The organism is Chitinophaga sp., assembly GCF_036569185.1.
Taxonomy (GTDB): Bacteria; Bacteroidota; Bacteroidia; order Chitinophagales; family Chitinophagaceae; genus Chitinophaga.
On the sequence record NZ_DATCRD010000026.1, the window covers coordinates 30,168 to 50,830 of the forward strand.

Annotated in this window: 18 protein-coding genes; 13 read left to right on the top strand and 5 right to left on the bottom strand. The window is 47.2% G+C overall.

Going from position 1 to position 20,663, the window contains the following annotated elements; translation table 11 throughout:
* The first annotated feature begins 568 nt into the window (after positions 1-568).
* The 5 genes from thrA (at position 569) to rpe (ending at position 7,057) form a co-directional block, all read left to right on the top strand.
* Positions 569-3,013 (top strand): bifunctional aspartate kinase/homoserine dehydrogenase I, encoded by a 2,445-nt coding sequence (gene thrA, locus VIM72_RS01875; RefSeq protein ID WP_332001173.1) that lies wholly within the window; start codon positions 569-571, stop codon positions 3,011-3,013.
* 65 nt (positions 3,014-3,078) lie between these two features.
* Positions 3,079-4,005 (top strand): homoserine kinase, encoded by a 927-nt coding sequence (locus tag VIM72_RS01880; protein ID WP_332001174.1) that lies wholly within the window; start codon positions 3,079-3,081, stop codon positions 4,003-4,005.
* A 21-nt stretch (positions 4,006-4,026) separates the two neighbouring features.
* Positions 4,027-5,322 (top strand): threonine synthase, encoded by a 1,296-nt coding sequence (gene thrC, locus VIM72_RS01885; protein ID WP_332001175.1) that lies wholly within the window; start codon positions 4,027-4,029, stop codon positions 5,320-5,322.
* 24 nt (positions 5,323-5,346) lie between these two features.
* A complete protein-coding gene (locus VIM72_RS01890) occupies positions 5,347-6,357 on the top strand; it encodes a tetratricopeptide repeat protein (RefSeq protein WP_332001176.1) in 1,011 nt (336 codons plus the stop codon).
* 34 nt (positions 6,358-6,391) lie between these two features.
* A complete protein-coding gene (rpe, locus tag VIM72_RS01895; protein WP_332001177.1) occupies positions 6,392-7,057 on the top strand; it encodes a ribulose-phosphate 3-epimerase in 666 nt (221 codons plus the stop codon).
* On the opposite strand, the gene VIM72_RS01900 is transcribed toward rpe, so the two are convergent.
* Positions 7,038-7,427, bottom strand: a complete 390-nt coding sequence (locus VIM72_RS01900) for a response regulator (RefSeq protein WP_332001178.1) — start codon at positions 7,425-7,427, stop codon at positions 7,038-7,040. The two genes, rpe and VIM72_RS01900, sit on opposite strands and share 20 nt — an antisense overlap.
* A 9-nt stretch (positions 7,428-7,436) precedes the next feature.
* On the bottom strand, positions 7,437-10,088 hold the full coding sequence (locus VIM72_RS01905) for an ATP-binding protein (RefSeq protein WP_332001179.1): 2,652 nt from the start codon (positions 10,086-10,088) through the stop codon (positions 7,437-7,439).
* Positions 10,089-10,284: 196 nt separating this feature from the next.
* Here VIM72_RS01905 and VIM72_RS01910 point away from each other — a divergent pair, with 196 nt between their 5' ends.
* The 4 genes from VIM72_RS01910 to VIM72_RS01925 all read left to right on the top strand — a co-directional run bounded on the left by VIM72_RS01910 (position 10,285) and on the right by VIM72_RS01925 (position 13,271).
* A complete protein-coding gene (locus VIM72_RS01910) occupies positions 10,285-10,515 on the top strand; it encodes a hypothetical protein (protein ID WP_332001180.1) in 231 nt (76 codons plus the stop codon).
* Between the two features lie 279 nt (positions 10,516-10,794).
* Positions 10,795-11,751 (top strand): PhoH family protein, encoded by a 957-nt coding sequence (locus tag VIM72_RS01915; protein ID WP_325636919.1) that lies wholly within the window; start codon positions 10,795-10,797, stop codon positions 11,749-11,751.
* A 286-nt stretch (positions 11,752-12,037) separates the two neighbouring features.
* A complete protein-coding gene (locus tag VIM72_RS01920; RefSeq protein ID WP_332001181.1) occupies positions 12,038-12,499 on the top strand; it encodes a DUF4878 domain-containing protein in 462 nt (153 codons plus the stop codon).
* A gap of 232 nt (positions 12,500-12,731) precedes the next feature.
* A complete protein-coding gene (locus tag VIM72_RS01925) occupies positions 12,732-13,271 on the top strand; it encodes an inorganic diphosphatase (protein ID WP_332001182.1) in 540 nt (179 codons plus the stop codon).
* Between the two features lie 295 nt (positions 13,272-13,566).
* Here the strand turns inward: VIM72_RS01925 and VIM72_RS01930 are convergent, their stop codons facing one another.
* Complete coding sequence (locus VIM72_RS01930) at positions 13,567-14,340, bottom strand: SH3 domain-containing C40 family peptidase (protein WP_332001183.1); 774 nt, start codon at positions 14,338-14,340, stop codon at positions 13,567-13,569.
* A gap of 92 nt (positions 14,341-14,432) precedes the next feature.
* Between VIM72_RS01930 and VIM72_RS01935 the strand changes: the two genes are divergently transcribed.
* The 4 genes from VIM72_RS01935 to VIM72_RS01950 all read left to right on the top strand — a co-directional run bounded on the left by VIM72_RS01935 (position 14,433) and on the right by VIM72_RS01950 (position 17,098).
* A complete protein-coding gene (locus VIM72_RS01935) occupies positions 14,433-15,008 on the top strand; it encodes a hypothetical protein (protein WP_332001184.1) in 576 nt (191 codons plus the stop codon).
* Positions 14,998-16,071 (top strand): tetratricopeptide repeat protein, encoded by a 1,074-nt coding sequence (locus VIM72_RS01940; RefSeq protein WP_332001185.1) that lies wholly within the window; start codon positions 14,998-15,000, stop codon positions 16,069-16,071. The genes VIM72_RS01935 and VIM72_RS01940 overlap by 11 nt, the downstream gene beginning before the upstream one ends.
* A 74-nt stretch (positions 16,072-16,145) precedes the next feature.
* On the top strand, positions 16,146-16,727 hold the full coding sequence (locus VIM72_RS01945) for a sigma-70 family RNA polymerase sigma factor (protein WP_332001186.1): 582 nt from the start codon (positions 16,146-16,148) through the stop codon (positions 16,725-16,727).
* Between the two features lie 17 nt (positions 16,728-16,744).
* Complete coding sequence (locus VIM72_RS01950) at positions 16,745-17,098, top strand: anti-sigma factor family protein (RefSeq protein WP_209860471.1); 354 nt, start codon at positions 16,745-16,747, stop codon at positions 17,096-17,098.
* A 30-nt stretch (positions 17,099-17,128) separates the two neighbouring features.
* Here the strand turns inward: VIM72_RS01950 and VIM72_RS01955 are convergent, their stop codons facing one another.
* The gene (locus VIM72_RS01955; RefSeq protein WP_332001187.1) at positions 17,129-17,608 is read right to left on the bottom strand and encodes a nucleoside deaminase; all 480 of its coding nucleotides are present in this window, start codon (positions 17,606-17,608) and stop codon (positions 17,129-17,131) included.
* Between the two features lie 107 nt (positions 17,609-17,715).
* The gene (gene clpB / locus VIM72_RS01960) at positions 17,716-20,316 is read right to left on the bottom strand and encodes an ATP-dependent chaperone ClpB (RefSeq protein WP_332001188.1); all 2,601 of its coding nucleotides are present in this window, start codon (positions 20,314-20,316) and stop codon (positions 17,716-17,718) included.
* Positions 20,317-20,663 lie beyond the last annotated feature (347 nt).

Consider the following 20,663-nt stretch of genomic DNA (forward strand, 5'->3'; position numbering starts at 1 on the left):
ATTGTTTAGGTGACTAAGGTAAGGAAAAACTGCGATTCCAAAATTTTTTTGTGCCGGGGTGATGATCAGCGGGAATAATAATACATTTCTTTCCGGGAGATAGATAACGGGAATAACGCCTTTTAATATCATTCTTTTCACCTACTTCCAGATTAAATAAGTCATAATATTGTCATGCAACTGTTATTTTAAAGAATAAATAGAATCACAAAATTGTAACTACAGGCAGTTTATTTTGAACATATCTATAAATTATCTTCATAAAATAAATTAAAAACTAACAAAACAGCATAATTTTAAAACATTTCTAAAAATACACACTGCACTTTTATTTACCAGTGTAATTATAGACTTTTGTTACACAATCGTCATATTTCAATAGTGATACCGTTTTATACATACCAGTTCTCTTCGGTTTCTGCCTCCAGGCGGATAGCGGGCACTATGGCGACCACGACCACCACCATTACAACCCCACTGCGGGGTTAGTTTTCACATATGATCCAACGACCACAAGGGTGGTACATAACCGGGAGGGCCCGGACTTATCTACGTATAAATTCTCCATATGCAAGTATTAAAATTTGGCGGCACTTCAGTGGGAAGCGCCAAAGCAATAGAACAGGTTTGCAAAATCCTCCAGCAATATAAACCTGCCGGTAAATATGCGATCGTAGTGTCTGCACTCGGCGGAATAACGGATAAGCTTATACGCTGCGGACAACTCGCAGAACAAGGCAACGAAGATTATAAAAATGTGATCCAGGAAATTGAAGCCCGTCACCTGGATACTATCCGCGAGCTATTCCCTATTACCGCGCAAAGCGGGCAAATCAGCCAGCTGAAGAAAAAACTCAATGCACTGGAAAACCTCTGCGATGGGATCTTCCAGGTGGGGGAACTAAGTCCCCGTACCCTCGATAAAATAATGAGCTACGGCGAGCTCATGTCGTGCGTAATAGTGGCCGAAAAATTAAAACAGCAGGGTTTCGCCGCTTCCTGTAAAGACAGCCGCGAGCTGATCGTTACAGATAACAACTTCGGCCACGCCGCCGTTAACTTTGTTGCCACCAATCACCATATTACACAGTTCTTTGCACAGTCGCCCGCCGACTATGTAGTATTCCCCGGTTTTGTAGCGGCTACCCCCGATGGCGAAACCACTACTCTCGGACGTGGCGGCTCCGACTACACCGCCGCTATCATTGCCGCTGCGATAAATGCCTCCGTACTCGATATATGGACAGACGTAAGCGGTATGATGACCGCCGACCCGCGCATCGTGTCACAGGCCATTCCCATCTCGCATATCTCCTATGTAGAAGCAATGGAGCTGTCGCACTTCGGCGCTAAAGTCATCTACCCTCCTACCATCCAGCCGGTAATGAGTAAACGCATTCCCATCTGGATCAAAAATACCTTTGCCCCGGAAGATCACGGCACCCTTATACAGGACAGCGCCGACCGCAGCTTCCCGGTAACAGGTATCTCCGGCATCCCTAACATTGCACTGCTCACCCTTGAAGGAAGCGGTATGGTGGGCATCCCCGGCTTTTCCAAACGGCTGTTCGAATCCCTCCTACGGGAACGCATCAACGTTATTCTCATTACCCAAAGCTCTTCTGAGCATTCTATCACCGTTGGCATTCATGAAGCAGATATGCTGAAAGCCAAAACCGCGGTGGACAGCGAGTTCTCGCAGGAAATAAGCGAAAAGAGCATTGAGCCCCTGCTGGTGGAAAAGGATCTCTGCATCGTAGCTGTTGTAGGTGATAAAATGAAGAACCATCATGGTACCAGCGGTAAGCTCTTTGGTACCCTGGGCAGGAACGGTGTTAACGTTAGAGCCATTGCACAGGGATCTACCGAAAAAAATATTTCCGCTGTAATCAACAAAGCCGATATCAAAAAAGCGCTGAACGTCATGCACGAAACCTTTTTTGAAACTCCGCTCAAACAGGTGAACCTCTTTATCGCCGGCGCCGGCAACGTGGGCAGCAAACTGCTGGAACAACTGGAACAACAGCAACATTACCTCCAGCATGAACTCGGCCTTCAGATCAGGGTTACAGGACTGGCCAACAGCCGGCATACCCTCATCAGCGATACCGGCATCAACCTGCGTACCTGGCGCGAACAGCTGGAACATGCCCCGCATATCAGCACGGCCGATTTTGTGCAGCAGATCAAAAACCTGAACCTCCGCAACAGCGTATTCGTGGATAATACCGCCAGCAGCGACATTGCAGCCGTATACCACGAATTCCTGCAGCATGGCATTTCCGTGGTGACCTGCAATAAAATTGCCTGCTCATCCGATTACGCGTATTATAAGCAACTGAAAGACCTCGCCCGTAAATACAATGCTTCCTTCCTGTTTGAAACCAATGTTGGAGCAGGACTACCGGTCATCAATACACTGAATGACCTGATCCGCAGCGGCGACAAAGTACACAGCATAGAAGCCGTGTTATCCGGCAGCCTCAACTTCGTGTTCAACCATTTCCTGAATGGCACCAGCTTCCGTGAAGTAGTGAAAGCTGCACAGGATGAAGGGTACACCGAACCGGATCCACGCATCGATCTTAGCGGCAAAGATGTGATGCGGAAGATCCTTATCCTTGCCCGCGAAAGCGGCGCCGCTATTGAAATGGATGAAATCACCAACTACTCATTCCTGCCCGATGAATGCCTCAATGCACCATCCGTGCCCGCTTTCTACGAGGAGCTGGATGTACATGCCAGCCATTTCCAGGGATTGCGCGAAGCCGCAGACGCAGAAGGTAAACGCCTGAAGTTTGTAGCCCGCTATGTAGATGGTAAAGCCTCTGTGGGCCTGCAAAGCGTAGCGCCGGATCACCCGTTCTTTAAACTGGAAGGCAAGGATAATATCGTGCTGTATACTACCAGCCGCTATAAAGACCAGCCACTGATCGTAAAAGGCGCCGGCGCCGGTGCAGACGTTACTGCCTCCGGCATATTTGCGGACATCATCCGGAGCGCAAGACTGTAAACTTTCCATGAATTCAGTTGCAATCCTGACAATCAATTATTAAATTAAACTAACTTAAAGGTGATATGGACAGTATAAAAGTATTTGCGCCGGGAACAGTGGCCAATGTAGCCTGTGGCTTTGATGTAATAGGATTGGCGCTGGATGCGCCCGGAGATGAAATGATCCTCCGGAAGAGCAGCCAGCCGGGTGTTCGCATCACCGCTATCCACGGTGCAGACCTCCCCCTGGAAACATCGCGTAACGTTGCCGGTGTTGCCGTTCAGGCGCTCCTTCAAAAATATGATCAGCCGGATACCGGTATAGAAATAGAGATCTTCAAAAAGATCCATCCCGGCAGCGGTATCGGCTCCAGCGCCGCCAGCAGCGCCGGCGCGGTAGTAGGTGTAAACCACCTGCTGGGAGAACCGTTTACCAAAAAACAACTGGTGAGGTTTGCCATGGAAGGAGAACGGCTGGCCTGCGGCTCTGCACATGCCGACAACGTGGCTCCCGCCATCCTCGGCGGTTTCACACTGGTAAGAAGTTACCGCCCGCTCGACATTACCACCCTTCATACGCCGGAACATTTATGGGTCACCGTTATACATCCGCAGATAGAAGTAAAAACCTCGGACGCACGCGAAATACTCAAACAAAAAGTGCTCATGACAGATGCCATCCGTCAGTGGGGCAACGTGGGCGCACTGGTAGCAGCACTTTACCAGGATGATTATGACCTGATCAGCCGCTCGCTCGAAGATGTGATCGTGGAACCTATCCGTTCCATCCTCATCCCCGCATTTCACGAGCTGAAACTGAAATGCAAAGAAGCCGGCGCCCTCGGTGGCGGTATCTCCGGTTCCGGTCCCTCTGTTTTTATGCTCAGCAAAGGAGAAGAAAATGCCCGCAAAGTAGCGGCTACGATGGATAGCGTTTACGCACCACTTGGCGTGGATTATAAAATCTACGTTTCCCAGATTAACACCGCCGGTGTAAAAGTGATTGACTAACTAATTAACAACGTTTTATTCATGCAGTATTTCAGCTTACAGAACAAGCAGCACCAGGTAAATTTCGAAACAGCAGTAGTACAGGGATTGGCGCCCGATAAAGGATTATATTTCCCCGAACAGATACCGGCACTGGACAAAGATTTCATTACTAACCTGCACCAATATACGGACCACGAAATCGGACTAAAAGTAATCCGCCCGTTCATAGGCGACGAAATACCCGAAGAAGCATTAAAAAAGATAGTAGCAGACACCTTACACTTTCCTTTCCCGGTACAAAAAGTAACCGGTCATACCTACGCACTGGAACTCTTCCATGGCCCTACCCTTGCGTTCAAAGACGTAGGCGCACGCTTTATGGCCGGCTGCCTCGGCTATTTCCGCCGCAACAGCACTACACCGGTAACCGTACTGGTAGCCACTTCCGGCGATACCGGCGGTGCAGTGGCCAGCGGCTTTTACAACGTGCCCGGCGTGGAAGTAGTGATCCTCTACCCTTCCAATAAGGTAAGCACCCTGCAGGAAAAACAACTCACTACCCTCGGTAATAATATTCATGCACTGGAAATACAAGGCACCTTCGACGACTGCCAGCAGCTGGTGAAAACCGCTTTCCTGGACAGTGAGCTCCAGGCCCGCCGGCCGCTTACCAGCGCCAACTCTATCAATGTGGCCCGCTGGCTGCCCCAGATGTTCTATTATTTCCTGGCCTATAAACAAATGAAAGCCGCACATCCCAAACTGGTATTCTCTGTGCCAAGCGGTAACTTCGGCAACATCTGCGCAGGTATGATGGCAGCCGCTATGGGATTGCCCATAGCGCACTTTGTAGCGGCCACCAATATCAATGATACCGTGCCCCGCTTTATGGAAAGCGGTAAATATGAACCAGGCAAAGCACTCCCTACGCTTTCCAACGCCATGGATGTGGCAGATCCCAGCAACTTTGTACGGATCCTGGAACTGTTTGGAAACAGCCTGCCTTCTCTCGCAGAAAAACTGACCGCTTACAGCTTTAATGATAAACAAACCGCGCAGACTATGGAACAGGTGTGGAAGGAAAATCATTATATGCTGGATCCCCACGGCGCCGTAGGTTTCATGGGATTGCAACGCTACCTGGAACGTTCCCCGGAGCTGACAGGCGTTTTCCTGGAAACCGCCCACCCGGTAAAATTTGAAGATACCGCCCCTAAATCTATACGGGAAGAAATATATACGCCCGCAAAAGTGATGTCTTTATACAGTAAAGAAAAACAAGCCACCCTGCTGGCGGCCGACTATCCCGCTTTCAAAAACTGGTTAATGCAATAAGGATTCTGTAGTTTTGGCGCCAGTATGAAGTATTTACCTATCCTCCTGTTATTTGCGGGTGCACAGGCATGTAACAATGCCGGCACCCGGCAGCAGCAAGCTGCCAGTCGCCCCGACTCTGCGTTGTACAGCGATATCATCCGGCCGGTAACGGATTCTATTTCCCGGTTTCCCGACCATCCAGACCTGTATTACCACCGCGCACTGCTGCTGTTTAATACCAATCCTGCCCTGGCGCAGGCCGACTTTGAAAAGGCGGCTTCCCTGTCGCCGGGGAACACCGATTACTGGGCCGGCGCCGGCGAAGCTGCCCTGATCGTGAACGACTTTCAAAAAGCCGCCGCCAATTTCAGGAAGGCGCTAACTACCGCTCCCGGCTATACGTACCTGCAATACCGCCTGGCCACCGCCCTCGTGGAAAATAAACAATACACAGAAGCAGACAGCATTGCTAACGTGCTCGCACAAACGACAGACGCCCGCGATAAAGCATACTACCTGAAAGCCCGCATGGCGGAAGATAAACAGGATACCACCACGGCTATACATCATCTCACCGCTGCGATCCGCGCCGCCGGCAATCAACCCGAGTTTGAAGCCGTGATGGAGCTGGGCGACCTGCTCCGGGCCAGGAAAGCAACCGCCGCCCTCGATTATTACCAGCAGGCATGGCAACAGGACACCACCAACGCTTACCCTTTATATGAAGCGGCGCAGTTCCAGGAAGAACTGGGCAACCAGCCTGCAGCGCTCAGCGCTTATCATAAATGTATAGTAGCAGACCCCGGGTTTGAGCCGGCCTACCTGGCACTTGGAAAAATATACAGCAATAAAAAAGACTGGAAAACGGCCTACACCTATTATAACCTCGCAGCCAAATCAGCCCCGACGGATGCCTGGGCGTATTATTACCGCGCTACCGCACAGGAACAACTGGGCAATATAAAACCGGCTGTGGAAGATTATACAAAAGCAGCTTCCTTTAAGAAAGATTTCAGCGAAGCAAAAGCTGCACTTAAAAGATTGAGCCGGTAATTACTTAAATTTACATCATTCAAAAATAGAGCATTTGGAACAACAACCTGTTTTAGTGGCGCCATCTTTACTGGCAGCGAATTTCCTCGAACTGGGAAAAGAAGTGGATATGGTAAACCGCAGCGAAGCCGACTGGTTCCATCTCGACGTAATGGACGGACGTTTTGTGCCCAATATCAGCTACGGCCTGCCCGTAATTGCACAGATAAAGAAAAAGGCACAGAAACCATGCGATGTGCACCTCATGATCGAAGAACCCGAAAAATACGCGGCAGATTTCAAAAAGGCCGGGGCAGATATACTCACCGTACATTTTGAAGCATGTATCCACCTGCACCGGAATATCCAGCAGATCAAAGGCCTGGGTATGAAGGCAGGTGTGGCATTAAACCCTCATACGCCGGTTGGAATGCTGGAAAACGTGATCCGGGATATAGACGTAGTGCTGATCATGAGTGTGAATCCCGGGTTCGGCGGACAAACGTTTATTGAACAAACCTATCAGAAGATCAGGCAGCTGCGGCAGCTGATCACAGACAATCATGCACATGCGCTCATTGAAGTAGATGGCGGTATCAGCACAGATAACGCAGGGCAGCTCATCCAGGCAGGCGCCAATGTACTGGTGGCCGGCAGCGCTATCTTCTCGGCTGCCGATCCTGCAAAAACCATTCATTTGCTTAAGACAGGTGCGCAATAATTTCTTTTGACAAGGGCTTCGTCAGATACCCGGTAACAAAACTGTAAGCGTTTACCCGCTCCTTGTCTTTTTCATCAATAGACGAAGTCAGTACAAAAATCCTGATCTGCTTCGGTAACTGATCCTGGAACTCGGCATATTCTTCCAGGAACTCCCATCCATCCATCACAGGCATATTGAGATCCAGCAAAATAAGATCCGGTAAGGCCTGCACATCTCCCGCATTTTCACGGAGAAAATCCAGTACATCCTGTGCATCCGAAAATACGCGGATATGACTACTGATAGCCTGACGTTCAATCATGATTTTCGCAATCTGCTGGTGAATCGGGTCATCATCTACAATAAAAATCGTATTGATTAACTTCATAAAGGGGGTTTATTCTGACCTAAAAGTAATAATAAATTTGGTTCCCTCTCCGGGATGACTTTCTGCCTTTATACTGCCACCCATCGCTTCTACCTGCGTTTTGGTGATAAACAGGCCAATCCCCTTCGCATCCTTATTCTTATGAAAGGTTTTACGGAAGCCGAAAAGCTTGTTGCCAAAACGCTCCATATCTATCCCCACCCCGTTGTCCTGCACGCTCAGGATAATGTTATCATTTTCCCTCCAGCTTCGCAGATGTAATGCAGGCGTACGTTCCGGCGAGCGGTAACGGATCGCGTTGGTAATAAAATTTTGTAAGATACTGTCGAGGTACACCCGCGGATATTCAATCACCGGCTCCTCGTCAAAATCATAGGTGATCCTGATATTACTGGTTTCAATATCTACCAGTAAAATATCCCTTACCTTTTGCAGCCTGTCGGCAAACAACAGCTTCTCTTTCTCCACATTCACATCCTTCCTGATCTGCACTACTTCTACCAGGTCGTTCAGCGTCTCATCAATCTTTTTGATCACCTCATGTACCATCCCCAGGTAAAGATCCCTTTCCTGCTGGGCGGTAGCTTCATTATGCATCTGCATCAAAGCCTTCAGGTTGGCAATGGGCGCCCGGAGGTTATGGGAGGTAATGTGCGCAAAATCTTCCAGTTGCTTGTTCTGGTTCAGCAGGTTCTTGTTCAGGTTCGACAGCTGATCGTTCGCTTTCCTGAGCTCCTTCTGCATTTTCCGGCTGTCGGTAATATCACGCATAAACACGGAAATGCCCCCATCCTGCATGGGAGTAAGCAGGAAGTCGTACCATTTGTCGACCCCGGGGAAATAGATACCAAACGACTGCGAGGCCTGCTGCTGGATACATTCCTGCAGCCTTGCATAGAACACAGTACCGCTCAGCCGTGGAAACTCCTCGAAAATATTGCTGCCCATGGCTACGGGGTGCCCTATCATTTTCTCCGCCTTCCGGTTCAGGAAATTCAGGCTACCTGTTTTCTCCATAGCGGCATACCCCATATCAATGGTATCAAAGAAAAGCCGCATCAGCTCTGTATTCCGGGTAAGCGCATCCCTGATCTCCAGTTGTTCGGTGATGTCCTGTATCACTCCATACATACGCACCAGCCGCCCATCTACATAACCCGGCTGCCCAATGGACCGTACCCTTTTTACCTGTTGACCTGAGGTAGTGACGGTAAGCTGCGCATCAAATGGCTTCCCTGTTTCAATGCATTGCCGCATCAGCGTTTCAAGCTGCGCCCTTGCTTCAGCGGTATAGTAGGTCATTGCCTTTTCAAGGTCAACAGGTGTATCCAGCGGGCAGTCGTGGATGTGGTACGACTGGTCGGTCCATCGCACTTTGCCGCTATCGATATCCAGTTCCCAGCCTCCTATTTTGCCGAGGGTGCCTGTTTGCTGCAGGAACTCCTGGTTCTTTTTGATCTCCAGCTCCTGCAGTTTCTTGTCGGTGATATCATTCACCAGCGCTACCACTATCATCTCCTTGTCAACCGGCTCTACCACGGGGAACACGGTGAGGTCAAGATACACCTCCCTTCCTACGGTGGTCCAGCGGTTGTCCTGCGAGAAATCGATCCGTTTCTCCACCCTCAGCGATTTATGTTGTTCCAGCGCCTGTACAAACAGTTTGTCCAGTTCAAACATGGTGGCCAGCTGATCGTTCATTACGTTAAAAGGCTGTCTGCCGGCAGGGTGTGGCGAGTTAAAGAAAAAGCGTTGTGTTTGATTGATCCGCCGGATAAAGCCAAAATTATCAAACTGGATATAACCGATCGGAAGGTTCTCGATGATATTGTCGAGAAGCCTTTCGCTTTTCTGCAGGCTAAGCTCTGATAATTTTTTTTCCGTGATATCGTCCAGTATAAGGAAGATATTGTCCATATTCCGCTGCTGGTCTGTAAGCGGGAATATGGTAGCTTCAAAGTATACGGGATACAGCCTGGTAATGTTCTCGTGGTGTTTTTCCTCATAGCTGAGCAGGATTTCGCGTTTGATGGTTTTCCCTGTTTTACGGGCTTCTTCAAACATTCCTGCGAGGCCGTTAAGCCGGTAGAAAGGATCCTGCAGCCATTTATAATCCGGGTTGGTGAAGAAAGCGTGATGCTCGCCCCAGATCTGGCGTTGCCGGCTGTTCATATCCATGTTATCGCCTTCGGGGGAAAACTGTTGTAACCCCAGGGGGAGGTTTTCCAGTACCTGGCCGTAGTAGGCTTCATTCCGTGTACGTTTGATTTCAGTAAGTTTGCGGGCAGTGATATCGATGCCTATAAGTATGCAGTGTGTGAAAGCGCCCGCTTCGCTGAAGAAGGGGTTGATGCCTGCTTCCAGCCACAATGGCGTATCTGTGTCGTTAATAAAAAAGCAGAGCTGTTCCTGCACCGGCTTTCCTTCCGTCAGGGTCTTCCACAGGTCTTGCCAGTGTTCCGTGTTAGCGGGCCGGAAGAGTGCGGTAAACGGTTTGCCGGTAAACGGTCCTTCCAACGGCTGCAATGCAGCTATCACCTGCGTATTCACCGCAGTTACCCCTCCTGCCGCATCTATGGTAACAGAGAGTGCAAAGGCATTAATAGCGGTTTCAAGATGCTGTAAGTGGCTGTAATGCTGTTCCAGCATAACTACATTCATATGATAGCAGAATCTAAAATCGTTGTGACCGGAAACACCTAAAGTAGGCATTATATCATAAAAAACACTATCGGACAGGTAAAAGTAATAAAATGTTGGGTAAAGGTCAATTCACTATAAATGTGGCATTAACAAGGGAAGGAGTGAATTGGTTGGATCATTTATCCACCTGTTGTGGATTTTCAGTTTTCTGAAATTGTTAAACGATCAATATCTTTGGGATAACTTATTACATTATTATTATTTAAATATTATCAGAAGAAGTTCTGATTATCATGGGTTCGGAGAGTGGCAACCAATAATGGAAGCGTTACAGCAGCATTTGCAGTATTTTGGTATTGAAAATAAAAAGATGGGAGCTGTTCATCGTAATCCTGATAAAGTAAGAGAGTTGTGTATAACCGCTCAGGAAAAGGGTTTGGCGTAATTGTTGCCGCAACAGCCTTACCGGGAGTTGTATCAGCTTACACTTCGCTGCCTGTTCTTTGAGTTCTTTTAGATGGTGGTTTACCGGGGTGTTGATGACACCGGTGGCGTATCCTGGTTTTGGGCAGTAAAGGTATTGCCGGTAAAACAGAAGCCTTCAAACGAACGGGTACAGAATTAGTGATAGCTTAACAATTGCGTCTTCCAGGTTATACAAGATTTAAATATATTCGGATTGAAAAATACCGATCATTTCCTGGACAATTAAACCTTAGAATCATTGACTGAATCCATTATCAATTTAGACAGTATTAATCCCATTGAGTTTTTCGGCGTTAACAACGGAAAGCTCGATCTGCTGAAAAAGAAATTCCCATTGCTTAAGATCCTGTCCAGGGGTACCCAGTTAAAATTGAGTGGGGCACCGGAAGAAGTGGCTACAGCGGAGGAAAAAATCGGTCAGATCGTTAAATACCTGGAGCGGAACGGGAACCTGACGGAGAACTATTTTGAACAGATTCTTGGAGATGAAGAAGGCACCAAAGTCGACAATTTCAGCGAGCGTAATCCCAATGAGGTATTGGTGTTTGGACCCAACGGCAGAACCGTAAGGGCCCGTACCTCCAATCAGAAAAAGATGGTGGCGCTGGCGGAAAAAAACGACATCATTTTCGCTATAGGTCCTGCCGGTACCGGTAAAACCTATACCGCCGTAGCCCTGGCGGTTCGTGCTCTCAAAAACAAGGCAGTCAAAAAGATCATTCTAACCCGCCCTGCGGTGGAAGCAGGCGAAAGCCTTGGGTTCCTCCCCGGAGATCTCAAAGAAAAGATCGATCCATACCTGCGGCCATTGTACGATGCGCTGGATGACATGATCCCCGCTGAAAAGCTCAGTTACTACATGACCAACCGCGTCATTGAAATTGCACCATTGGCGTATATGCGTGGACGTACCCTGGATAATTCCTTTATTATCCTCGATGAAGCGCAAAATGCCACCGATCTGCAGATCAAGATGTTTCTAACCCGTATCGGCGCATCTGCGCAGGCCATCATTACCGGTGACCTTACACAGATAGATTTACCCAAAAATCAGCAATCCGGTCTGGAAAGGGCTACCCGTATTCTTCGTAATATCGATGGTATCGGGCATGTGGAACTTGATGAGGAAGACGTGGTAAGACACCGCCTCGTAAAAGCCATCATCAAGGCTTATGAAGCCAATAAAGAAAAATAAGGCATTTTAATATCCTGCCTGTTTTGATATCCGGTTATCTGCCTGGCCGCAAAGCAGCCACCAGGCCGGTAACCAGATATCAAAATAGCAATAATCTGAATATTTAACTCTTTGTTAACGGCGATTGCCGTAAGTTCACCTGTTTTTATCCAAGGGAAACATTCAGTTCTGAAGCCTGTGAATGTGCTGAGCTATAGCTGATCGACTTTGCAGTATTGAAGTTTACCCCTATTTTTGTTGTGATATATTATAATTTATCGACCGCATGACCAATTTTTTTCGAATCATGACACTGGCATTGATTACAACTTTGCTGTTAGGCAGTTGTAAGAAAAGGGCTTCCCCGGAAGAGGTGGCGCTGGCGTTTATGCATGCGATTCAGGATTCGAACTACGACCAGGCCAGGGATTATGCCACAAAAGAATCCCAACAGGTACTACAGATCTATGCCATCTTTGACGGCCGCCGCAGCGGTGCTGAAAGAGAAAAAATCAAAAACGCCCACATCGAGGTAGTTAATATCGAAGAGAACGGCGACAAAGCAGCGGTTACTATACTCAATTCCTCCGCCCATCAGAAAGAAGTCCTGCAGATGGTGAAAGAAAACGGCCAGTGGAAAATCTCCCTGACCTTCGATAGCATCATCCCCAATTACACCCCCCAAACCGGTGGTAATGCAGCCCTGGACTCTACTACTGTACCAGCCGACAGCGCACCTGCCAACGGCCTGACGGTGCCAGGAAGCTAAAGAATAATCCCCTCTTTTGTATTTTGCACAAAAAGGAAAGGATAATTTTTAGCTATTAACGGCTAGTTCCCTTAATTTTGCCACGCATTAATGATGCGGATGTGCGGCTTATTCCTGTTTTTACTTACCGGAAACCCGACCATATCTTCATGAAAAGTGAGGTGAATACCTTATTTACTTTTCGACATTAATCCAATATTGAACAATAAACCTTAAAGTAAAGTAGATTATTATGATGACAAATCCCTGGCACAGTGTGAGTCCCGGCTCTGAAGTGCCCAATGTTGTAAATGCAATTATAGAAATTCCAAAGGGATGCCGAGCTAAATATGAACTGGATAAAGAAAGCGGTTTGCTGAAACTGGACCGGGTCTTATATTCTTCTGTATATTATCCTGCCAACTATGGCTTTATTCCACAGTCTTACTGCGATGACCATGATCCGCTGGATATCCTGGTGATCTCCCAGATCGAATGTGTGCCCATGTGTATTATCGACGCTAAAATAATCGGTGTAATGCAAATGGTAGATGGCGGTGAAGCGGATGATAAGATCATCGCGGTGGCAGCCAATGACATGAGCGTGAACCACATCAACGATATCACAGAATTACCTCCTCACTTCATCGATGAAATGCGTCATTTCTTCGAAGAGTACAAAAAACTGGAAAAGAAAACCGTAGTGGTGGAAGAATTCCAGAACAAGGAAAAAGCCAAGCAGATTATCCTCAAGAGTTTTGACGACTACCGCAAGATCTTCAAGCAAAGCTGATTGTATCGCCTCCGGCGATACGCGGATTTTGTCTGACTCAGGATTAGGCTGATTTTACTGATTGGCTTGATTTGATTTTTTGGAGATTTTATAAAGGATTAAGGGAGATAGAAGCGGATATATTCGCTTTTATCTCCCTTAACTATAATTAGAAAAGTCAGGCTAATCAGCCTAATCAACCATCTGCTCCTGTCTTCCCGATCCTTTAAAAACCCAAAACAAAACTCAGGCTAATCAATAAAATCAGCCTAATCCTGAGTCAGACAAAATCCGCGTACATCGCCGAAGGCGATCTTTAGAAATACCGCTTTATTATACGCAGGTGATGCGTGCGTAGCCCCGAATCCGCATTGATGATCCCTTCATTGTCTATCGGATCTATACGTACTTTACCGGAAGAGTGAATGATTTCATGATCGTTCAGCAAAATGCCCACATGGGTAATCCGTCCTTCCTCGTTATCAAAAAAAGCAAGGTCTCCCAGGCGCGCTTCCTGCAGGAAATCGACAATATGCCCCTGCGTAGCCTGCTGATATGCATCCCGCAAAAGCGGTATACCGGATAGTTTAAATACATTCTGGGTAAAGCCGGAACAGTCTACCCCAAACACGCTTACGCCTCCCCAGAGGTAACCGGTGTTCAAAAACTGCATTGCAGCACCTTTTATCGCCTCCGTATCTGTAACACCAGTATGGGTAAGCGGCAGCGGTTTATCTTCAAATTTCACCGTAATATTTCCCCATTGCGTGGAAGTATCACTGTTGGCCTTCACCAGGCAACCAAATGGCACCAGCATGAGCCTGCCGTTCATAGTAACCCGGTTTATCCAGCCTGGAAAATAAGCTGTTGCCGGCGCCAGGTACAACTCCTCCTCCACCGGTTCCAGGTGAGCAGCCGTAGCCCAGCCTGAGTAGCCGTCGTATTGATTTGTCACTTTCACCCAACCGTCGGCAGCCGTTTCAACGATTTCCACCCCGGCTCCCCACAACAACTGGGAAATCATCTCGCTTTTATGTGAAGCAGTACTCCTTAATGGCGCAACTGGCACAATGACAATGGCGTATGGCATATTAATTGTATAAATCCGTTTTATTATTCAATAATCTTATGCGCTGAATGAACTTTTTCTGCTTTTGTACGTAAATATAAAGTAATAAGTTTATGCAACAACAGTTAACCAATTTATCAGACAAGGAGTTAATATCACGCGCCAGGAAGCAACTTGACCGCGAGGCAGAAGGGGTATTGATGGACAGGTACAGTCATTTACTGGTTGCTGTTACCATCCCCTATCTGAACAACCAACCCAACCTGGACCCCAATGTTGTTTTTCCCACCCTGTTGCAAAGATTAAGCGCCAGCCTTAAAACACAAACCATTTATAAAGTCAGTGAATGGCTCCTGCATATACAGAAAGGCTACATGGGGAAACCTGAAAAGAATACCCCCTTCTATCCATCCCGCGACGGAAGAGATCTCCTGCATATCGAAAATACGGTAGATAAAGCCGCCACCAACATCATCGACCGCCAGGACCTCATTGTACGGCTGGAACAGGCGCTCCAGCGCTTAAGTGCCGACGATAATGCACTCATTACGCAATTCTATCTCGAAAATAAATCCTTTGCCGACCTTACTGCTGCCACGGGGCTTCCCCGCGAAAAATTAAGATCGCAACTCAAAGCCGCCAAAGGAAAACTTGCCAAGCTATTTATGAACCAGGGATATGTTAAGTAACAAACCGAATAATGATAAAGTACTGAAGATCTTTTCTGCTATCCGGTGCCTCAGCAGGGATCAGCTGCCCCGTTATATGGAAGGCAGGCTGACCGATGTGGAAAGACACCTGGTGGAACAGCACCTTACCGACTGCGACCTATGCTACGATGCATTGAATGCATTGGAGAAAGAAGAAAGTACCGAGAGATACCAGGACTTTACCAATAAACTTCAACGCTACGTGCAAAACAGCGTACAACCTGTTTCACACGTACAAAAGGTAGCGCAATACACCCGCAAAGAAAGGAACAAGGAACATATGCTTACCTATTTCTGGATCGTTGCTTTTATTGGTTTGGGGATTGGCAGTGTGTATGTGTTGCGCGGGCATATGCGGAACCAGCCTCCCGCACGGGTGATGGCGGCATCATTACCGCAGAAAGACTCCGTACAGGAACAAGTAGCCACCGGCGTTCCACTGGTTACAGCCGCACAGAATGATCCGGTAACAACACCGGCCCCCGCAGCCCCGGCTACAGGAACAACAGTAAAACCGGTAACAACCCCGGCTCATGTTGATTCTGCCGCCCTGAAAAGAGCAGCAGCGTTAAAAGCCCAGCAAAAAAAGGCGGCGGCAGACAGTATCAGGAAACAAACCCTGCTGCAAAAGCAAGCCGACTCCCTGAAAAAGGACGCCGCAGATAAAGCCGCTGCAAAGGCAAAAGAAGAGGAAAAAAAGCCGGAACCCAAACCGGAGCAGAAACCTAAAGAAAAAGAACAGGCCCCGCCACCGGAACCAGCTAAGAAAGAAACGCCCCCAACTGCAGTAAACAGTGATGAATATCTTTACAAAGCAGCAATGGTATACCAGCAACAGGGCAATCTTAACGAAGCCATCGACAGGTACAAAAGGATAGAATCAGTTAGCTCAGGTAAATATGTGGAAATGGCCCGCTATCAACTCGCTATCTGCTATCGCAGCAAAGGCCAGGGTGGCAAGGCGCGCCGGATGTTCAAAGAAGTGATCCGGATGAACGGTTCCCTGAAAAATGCCGCCCAGCAGGCATTGGATAGTATGTAAAAAACAAAATATCAATATAATTATGGATTTTTGCAAGTGCTGCATCTCATATGCAGCATTCTATTTATTAGCCTGTGACTAATCCAGATATACAACAACTAACAGACCAGGAGCTGCTGCAACGGTTCAAAGCTGATAATAACAGTGATTGGATAGGTGTGCTGTTTGACCGTTACGCCCTGCTTTTGCTGGGTATGTGCATGAAATACCTGAAGAACGAAGAAGATGCCCGCGATGCCGTGCAGCAAATCTTTCTCAAGATGTTATCCGACATCAACAAGCACGAGATCCAGTATTTCCGGGCCTGGATTTACCAGGTAACAAAAAATTACTGCCTGATGCAGCTCCGGCAAAAACATATGAAATACAAGGAAGAAATTTCTGACAAACATATGAGCGGCATGGCCGCTGATCCCGAAGATAAGCAGGTATACCAGGAAAAGGATATCTTGCTGGAAAATATGGGCCAGGCTATGAACCAGCTGAACCCGGAACAGAAGATCTGCGTGGAACTGTTTTACCTGCAAAAGAAATCCTATCAGGAAATTGCCGATCAAACCGGGTATAGTCTCCTCCAGGTTAAGAGCTATATTCAGAATGGGAAAAGGAACCTGAAACTTTTATTGGAAAAACAACAACGCGCAAACAAAAGTTAATTTGCATCAATAGTGATATGAACGAGCATTTCAACGATATCTTTGTAACTACTGGCTGTCCTACGCAACAGCAGCTGCTTGACTATGTGCAGGGCAAGCTGTCTGCGGAAGAGCAACATGAAGTGGAAATGCACCTGTCTGATTGTGAGCTTTGCAGCGATGCATTGGAAGGATTGGCGGCTATAAAAGATAAAGACAAGATTCCCGGATGGATTATTGAAATGAAATGGAGCCTGCTTAAAAAATTACACAAACGCTACAGGACCAGGAGAAAATCAGAAAATTATATATCCCTTGCCGTTATTATTGTCTGCATCCTCTTCTTACTGCTCGCATTGTTCTGGGCATACCATTTTTCTGTAAAACATTAGTGGAGGGGAATCCGTTCCCCTCCAAGGTAATTAATATAATTTCCTATCCCCTTTTTCTTTCCATCTCCGGAAAACATCCAATGCTGCCGGATCAGGCAACGCTATCAGCGGAATCTTTTTCTCTGCATGATCCTTCTCTATCTCCCGGTAAATAAAAGAATCATCAAAATCTATAGCAGCAGCATCTTCTTTTGTATTGGCATAATATACGCGCTGTGGCCTGGCCCAGTATATAGCGCCCAGGCACATCGGGCAGGGCTCACAGGAAGTAAATATTTCGCAATCATGCAACTGGAAAGTACCCAGCTTTTTGCAGGCCTCCCGTATGGCCACCACTTCTGCATGGGCAGTGGGGTCCGTATCTGTAAGCACCTGGTTCCATCCCTCCCCTACAATTTCATCACCCCGGACTACCACTGCGCCAAAAGGGCCACCATCGCCGTTATCCATTCCCTTACGCGATAAAGCAATGGCATGCTGCATAAATCTTCTTTCTCTTTCTCCCGGCATACTTTAAGTTTTGATCTGATCAAATTTAACGAAACCCGGCCACACATAAAAAAGCCCCGCGAAGAATCGCGGGGCTTATCGTTAACTATGTATCGTCGTATTTAGAATTACTTGTTCCTGATTACTACTACGCCATCAAACACATCGATCAACACCGGTTTGGATTTATCAATATCTCCTGCAAGTATCTTCTTACTTAAGAGGTTAATGATTTCCTTTTGTATGAGGCGTTTCAGCGGTCTTGCACCAAACTGCGGATCGTAACCCTGTACAGAAAGATACTCAAGCGCATAGTCTGAAAATTCCAATATCATGCCATTTTTCGCTACCATGTCCTTCAGTTGCTGTAACTGAATGTTAATTATTCCCTTAATTTCATTTCTCATTAAAGGCTGGAACATGATCACCTCATCCACCCTGTTCAGGAACTCGGGACGAATGGTTTGTTTCAGCAGGGACATCACCTCATCTTTCGTTTTATCTACTACCTCTTCCCTGTTGGTATCGTTAATGCTTTCAAAATTTTCCTGGATAATATGGCTGCCCATGTTACTGGTCATGATGATAATGGTGTTTTTGAAATTCACCACACGGCCTTTGTTATCGGTTAACCGGCCATCATCCAATACCTGCAGCAAAATGTTAAACGTATCAGGATGGGCTTTTTCAATTTCATCGAGCAGCACCACAGAGTATGGCTTACGGCGCACGGCTTCGGTAAGCTGCCCGCCTTCATCATATCCCACATATCCCGGAGGGGCTCCTACCAGGCGGCTCACGGAGTGTTTTTCCTGGTATTCACTCATGTCTATACGGGTCATCATGTTTTCATCGTCAAACAGGTATTCAGCGAGTGCTTTCGCCAACTCTGTTTTACCAACGCCTGTAGTTCCCAGGAAGATGAATGAACCGATAGGTCTGCGCGGATCCTGCAATCCTGCGCGGCTGCGGCGTATAGCATCGGATACTGCTATGATGGCTTCATCCTGTCCTACTACGCGCTGATGCAATTCTTCTTCGAGATGCAGTAATTTATCTTTTTCACTCTGCATCATCTTCGATACCGGGATGCCCGTTGCTTTGGCTACGTTTTCCGCGATATCTTCTGCGTCTACTTCTTCTTTAAGAAGACGTTTATGGTTGGCCGATATTGTATTCAGTTCTTCTGTCAGATCTGTTACCAGTTTTTCCTGTTCCTTTACTTTACCATAGCGTATTTCCGCTACCCGTCCAAAATCGCCGTTGCGCTCTGCCTGTTCAGCTTCCAGCCGCAGGTTTTCAATAGCTGATTTTGCGTTCTGGATCTGGTCTACCACTTCTTTCTCTGCCTGCCATTTTGCTTTGAACGTATTCCGTTCTTCTCCCAGCCTGGCTATTTCTTCTCCTAACTCACGTAACTTATCTTCATCATTTTCCCGCTTGATCGCTTCCCTTTCAATTTCCAGCTGCCGGATCCTTCTTTCCAGTTCATCCAGTTCTTCCGGCATGGAATTCATTTCCAGCCGCAGTTTCGCCGCACTCTCGTCGATCAGGTCAATGGCCTTGTCCGGTAAAAAACGGTCTGTTATATAACGATGCGATAATTCTACCGCAGCTATAATCGCTTCATCTTTGATGAGCACGTGGTGATGGCTTTCATACTTTTCTTTCAGTCCGCGCAAAATGGAAATCGCATCTTCCACGGAAGGCTCATCAACCAGCACTTTCTGGAAACGGCGTTCCAGGGCTTTATCTTTCTCAAAATATTTCTGGTACTCATTGAGGGTGGTAGCGCCAATGGCACGGAGCTCACCTCTTGCCAGGGCAGGTTTCAGGATGTTGGCAGCATCCATGGCGCCTTCCATAGCACCTGCGCCTATCAGCGTATGGATCTCATCTATGAAGAGGATGATCTCCCCATTACTTTCTGCTACTTCCTTTACCACGCCTTTCAATCTTTCTTCAAACTCTCCACGGTACTTGGCGCCTGCCATTAAAGCCCCCATATCAAGGGCGTATATGATCTTTGATTTCAGGTTCTCCGGTACGTCGCCATTGATGATCCTGTGGCCTAATCCTTCTACGATAGCCGTTTTACCTACGCCGGGTTCGCCCACCAGGATAGGATTGTTTTTAGACCTGCGGGAAAGGATATGCAGTGTTCTGCGGATCTCTTCATCACGACCTATCACCGGGTCGAGCTTTCCTTCCCGGGCCATTTCATTCAGGTTCTTGGCATATTTCTGAAGGGTATTATATTGGGTACCGCCAGTTTGGGAATTCACGGTATCGCCCTTACGGAGCTCCCTGATAGCAGTTTTTAGTCCTTTTTCAGTAAGCCCTGCATCTTTAAGCAGTTTGGCGGTATCATCGTTACCACCCAGTATGCCCAGGAGCAGGTGCTCCACGCTTACAAATTCATCCTTAAATTCTTTGATAGCCGCTCCTGCGCGGAGGATTGCGTTATTGGCATCACGGCTCAGCGTTTGTCCGCCTTCCCCGCCTGCTATACGAGGGTATTTATTGATCTGCTCATTTAACTTGTTGTTTACAAATGAAGTATTTACATCATTCTTCTTCAACAGGTATTCAATCGGGCTGTCTTCATCATTTAATAAAGCTTTGAGCAGGTGCCCGGTTTCAATAGATTGATTCTGATTATTAAAGGCCAGTTGCTGGGCCTGTTGCAGTATTTCCTGCGATTTTATAGTGAAATTATTCAAGTTCATATCTGTTTGTTTTTCTCCTTTTTTGATGTTATCAAACGTCTCGTGGTAACAACAAATGCTGATCCAATGTTCTGTCTCCGGAAATTATGACATATAAAAGAAAGGATTACTGCATTTTTAGCAGAAAACTAGCCAGGTAACTGCAATTTTTTCATTAAAACCGCTGCTTTACTTCTATTCTTTTACCCGTTGTTCCTTTTCGCTGATCCATTCATGACCGCATCTTCCGCCGGCAAGCCATGAAGCTTCAGTGTTCAGCCGGAATTTTCCGGAAAAGTTAACGGTTACGGTATCGGATACACTGAGTCATTAGTGGCAACGCAGCGACCACTCACAATGCACATATC

What these genes read in the sequence shown, in the direction of transcription:
- VIM72_RS01940 (WP_332001185.1), top strand. Translation starts at nt 14,998, where the DNA reads ATGTTAAGTAACAAACCGAATAATGATAAAGTACTGAAGATCTTTTCT.
- VIM72_RS01880 (WP_332001174.1), top strand. Translation starts at nt 3,079, where the DNA reads ATGGACAGTATAAAAGTATTTGCGCCGGGAACAGTGGCCAATGTAGCC.
- VIM72_RS01900 (WP_332001178.1), bottom strand. Translation starts at nt 7,427, where the DNA reads ATGAAGTTAATCAATACGATTTTTATTGTAGATGATGACCCGATTCAC.
- VIM72_RS01905 (WP_332001179.1), bottom strand. Translation starts at nt 10,088, where the DNA reads ATGAATGTAGTTATGCTGGAACAGCATTACAGCCACTTACAGCATCTT.
- VIM72_RS01935 (WP_332001184.1), top strand. Translation starts at nt 14,433, where the DNA reads ATGCAACAACAGTTAACCAATTTATCAGACAAGGAGTTAATATCACGC.
- thrC (WP_332001175.1), top strand. Translation starts at nt 4,027, where the DNA reads ATGCAGTATTTCAGCTTACAGAACAAGCAGCACCAGGTAAATTTCGAA.
- clpB (WP_332001188.1), bottom strand. Translation starts at nt 20,316, where the DNA reads ATGAACTTGAATAATTTCACTATAAAATCGCAGGAAATACTGCAACAG.
- VIM72_RS01920 (WP_332001181.1), top strand. Translation starts at nt 12,038, where the DNA reads ATGACACTGGCATTGATTACAACTTTGCTGTTAGGCAGTTGTAAGAAA.
- VIM72_RS01930 (WP_332001183.1), bottom strand. Translation starts at nt 14,340, where the DNA reads ATGCCATACGCCATTGTCATTGTGCCAGTTGCGCCATTAAGGAGTACT.
- thrA (WP_332001173.1), top strand. Translation starts at nt 569, where the DNA reads ATGCAAGTATTAAAATTTGGCGGCACTTCAGTGGGAAGCGCCAAAGCA.
- VIM72_RS01955 (WP_332001187.1), bottom strand. Translation starts at nt 17,608, where the DNA reads ATGCCGGGAGAAAGAGAAAGAAGATTTATGCAGCATGCCATTGCTTTA.
- VIM72_RS01890 (WP_332001176.1), top strand. Translation starts at nt 5,347, where the DNA reads ATGAAGTATTTACCTATCCTCCTGTTATTTGCGGGTGCACAGGCATGT.
- VIM72_RS01950 (WP_209860471.1), top strand. Translation starts at nt 16,745, where the DNA reads ATGAACGAGCATTTCAACGATATCTTTGTAACTACTGGCTGTCCTACG.
- VIM72_RS01925 (WP_332001182.1), top strand. Translation starts at nt 12,732, where the DNA reads ATGATGACAAATCCCTGGCACAGTGTGAGTCCCGGCTCTGAAGTGCCC.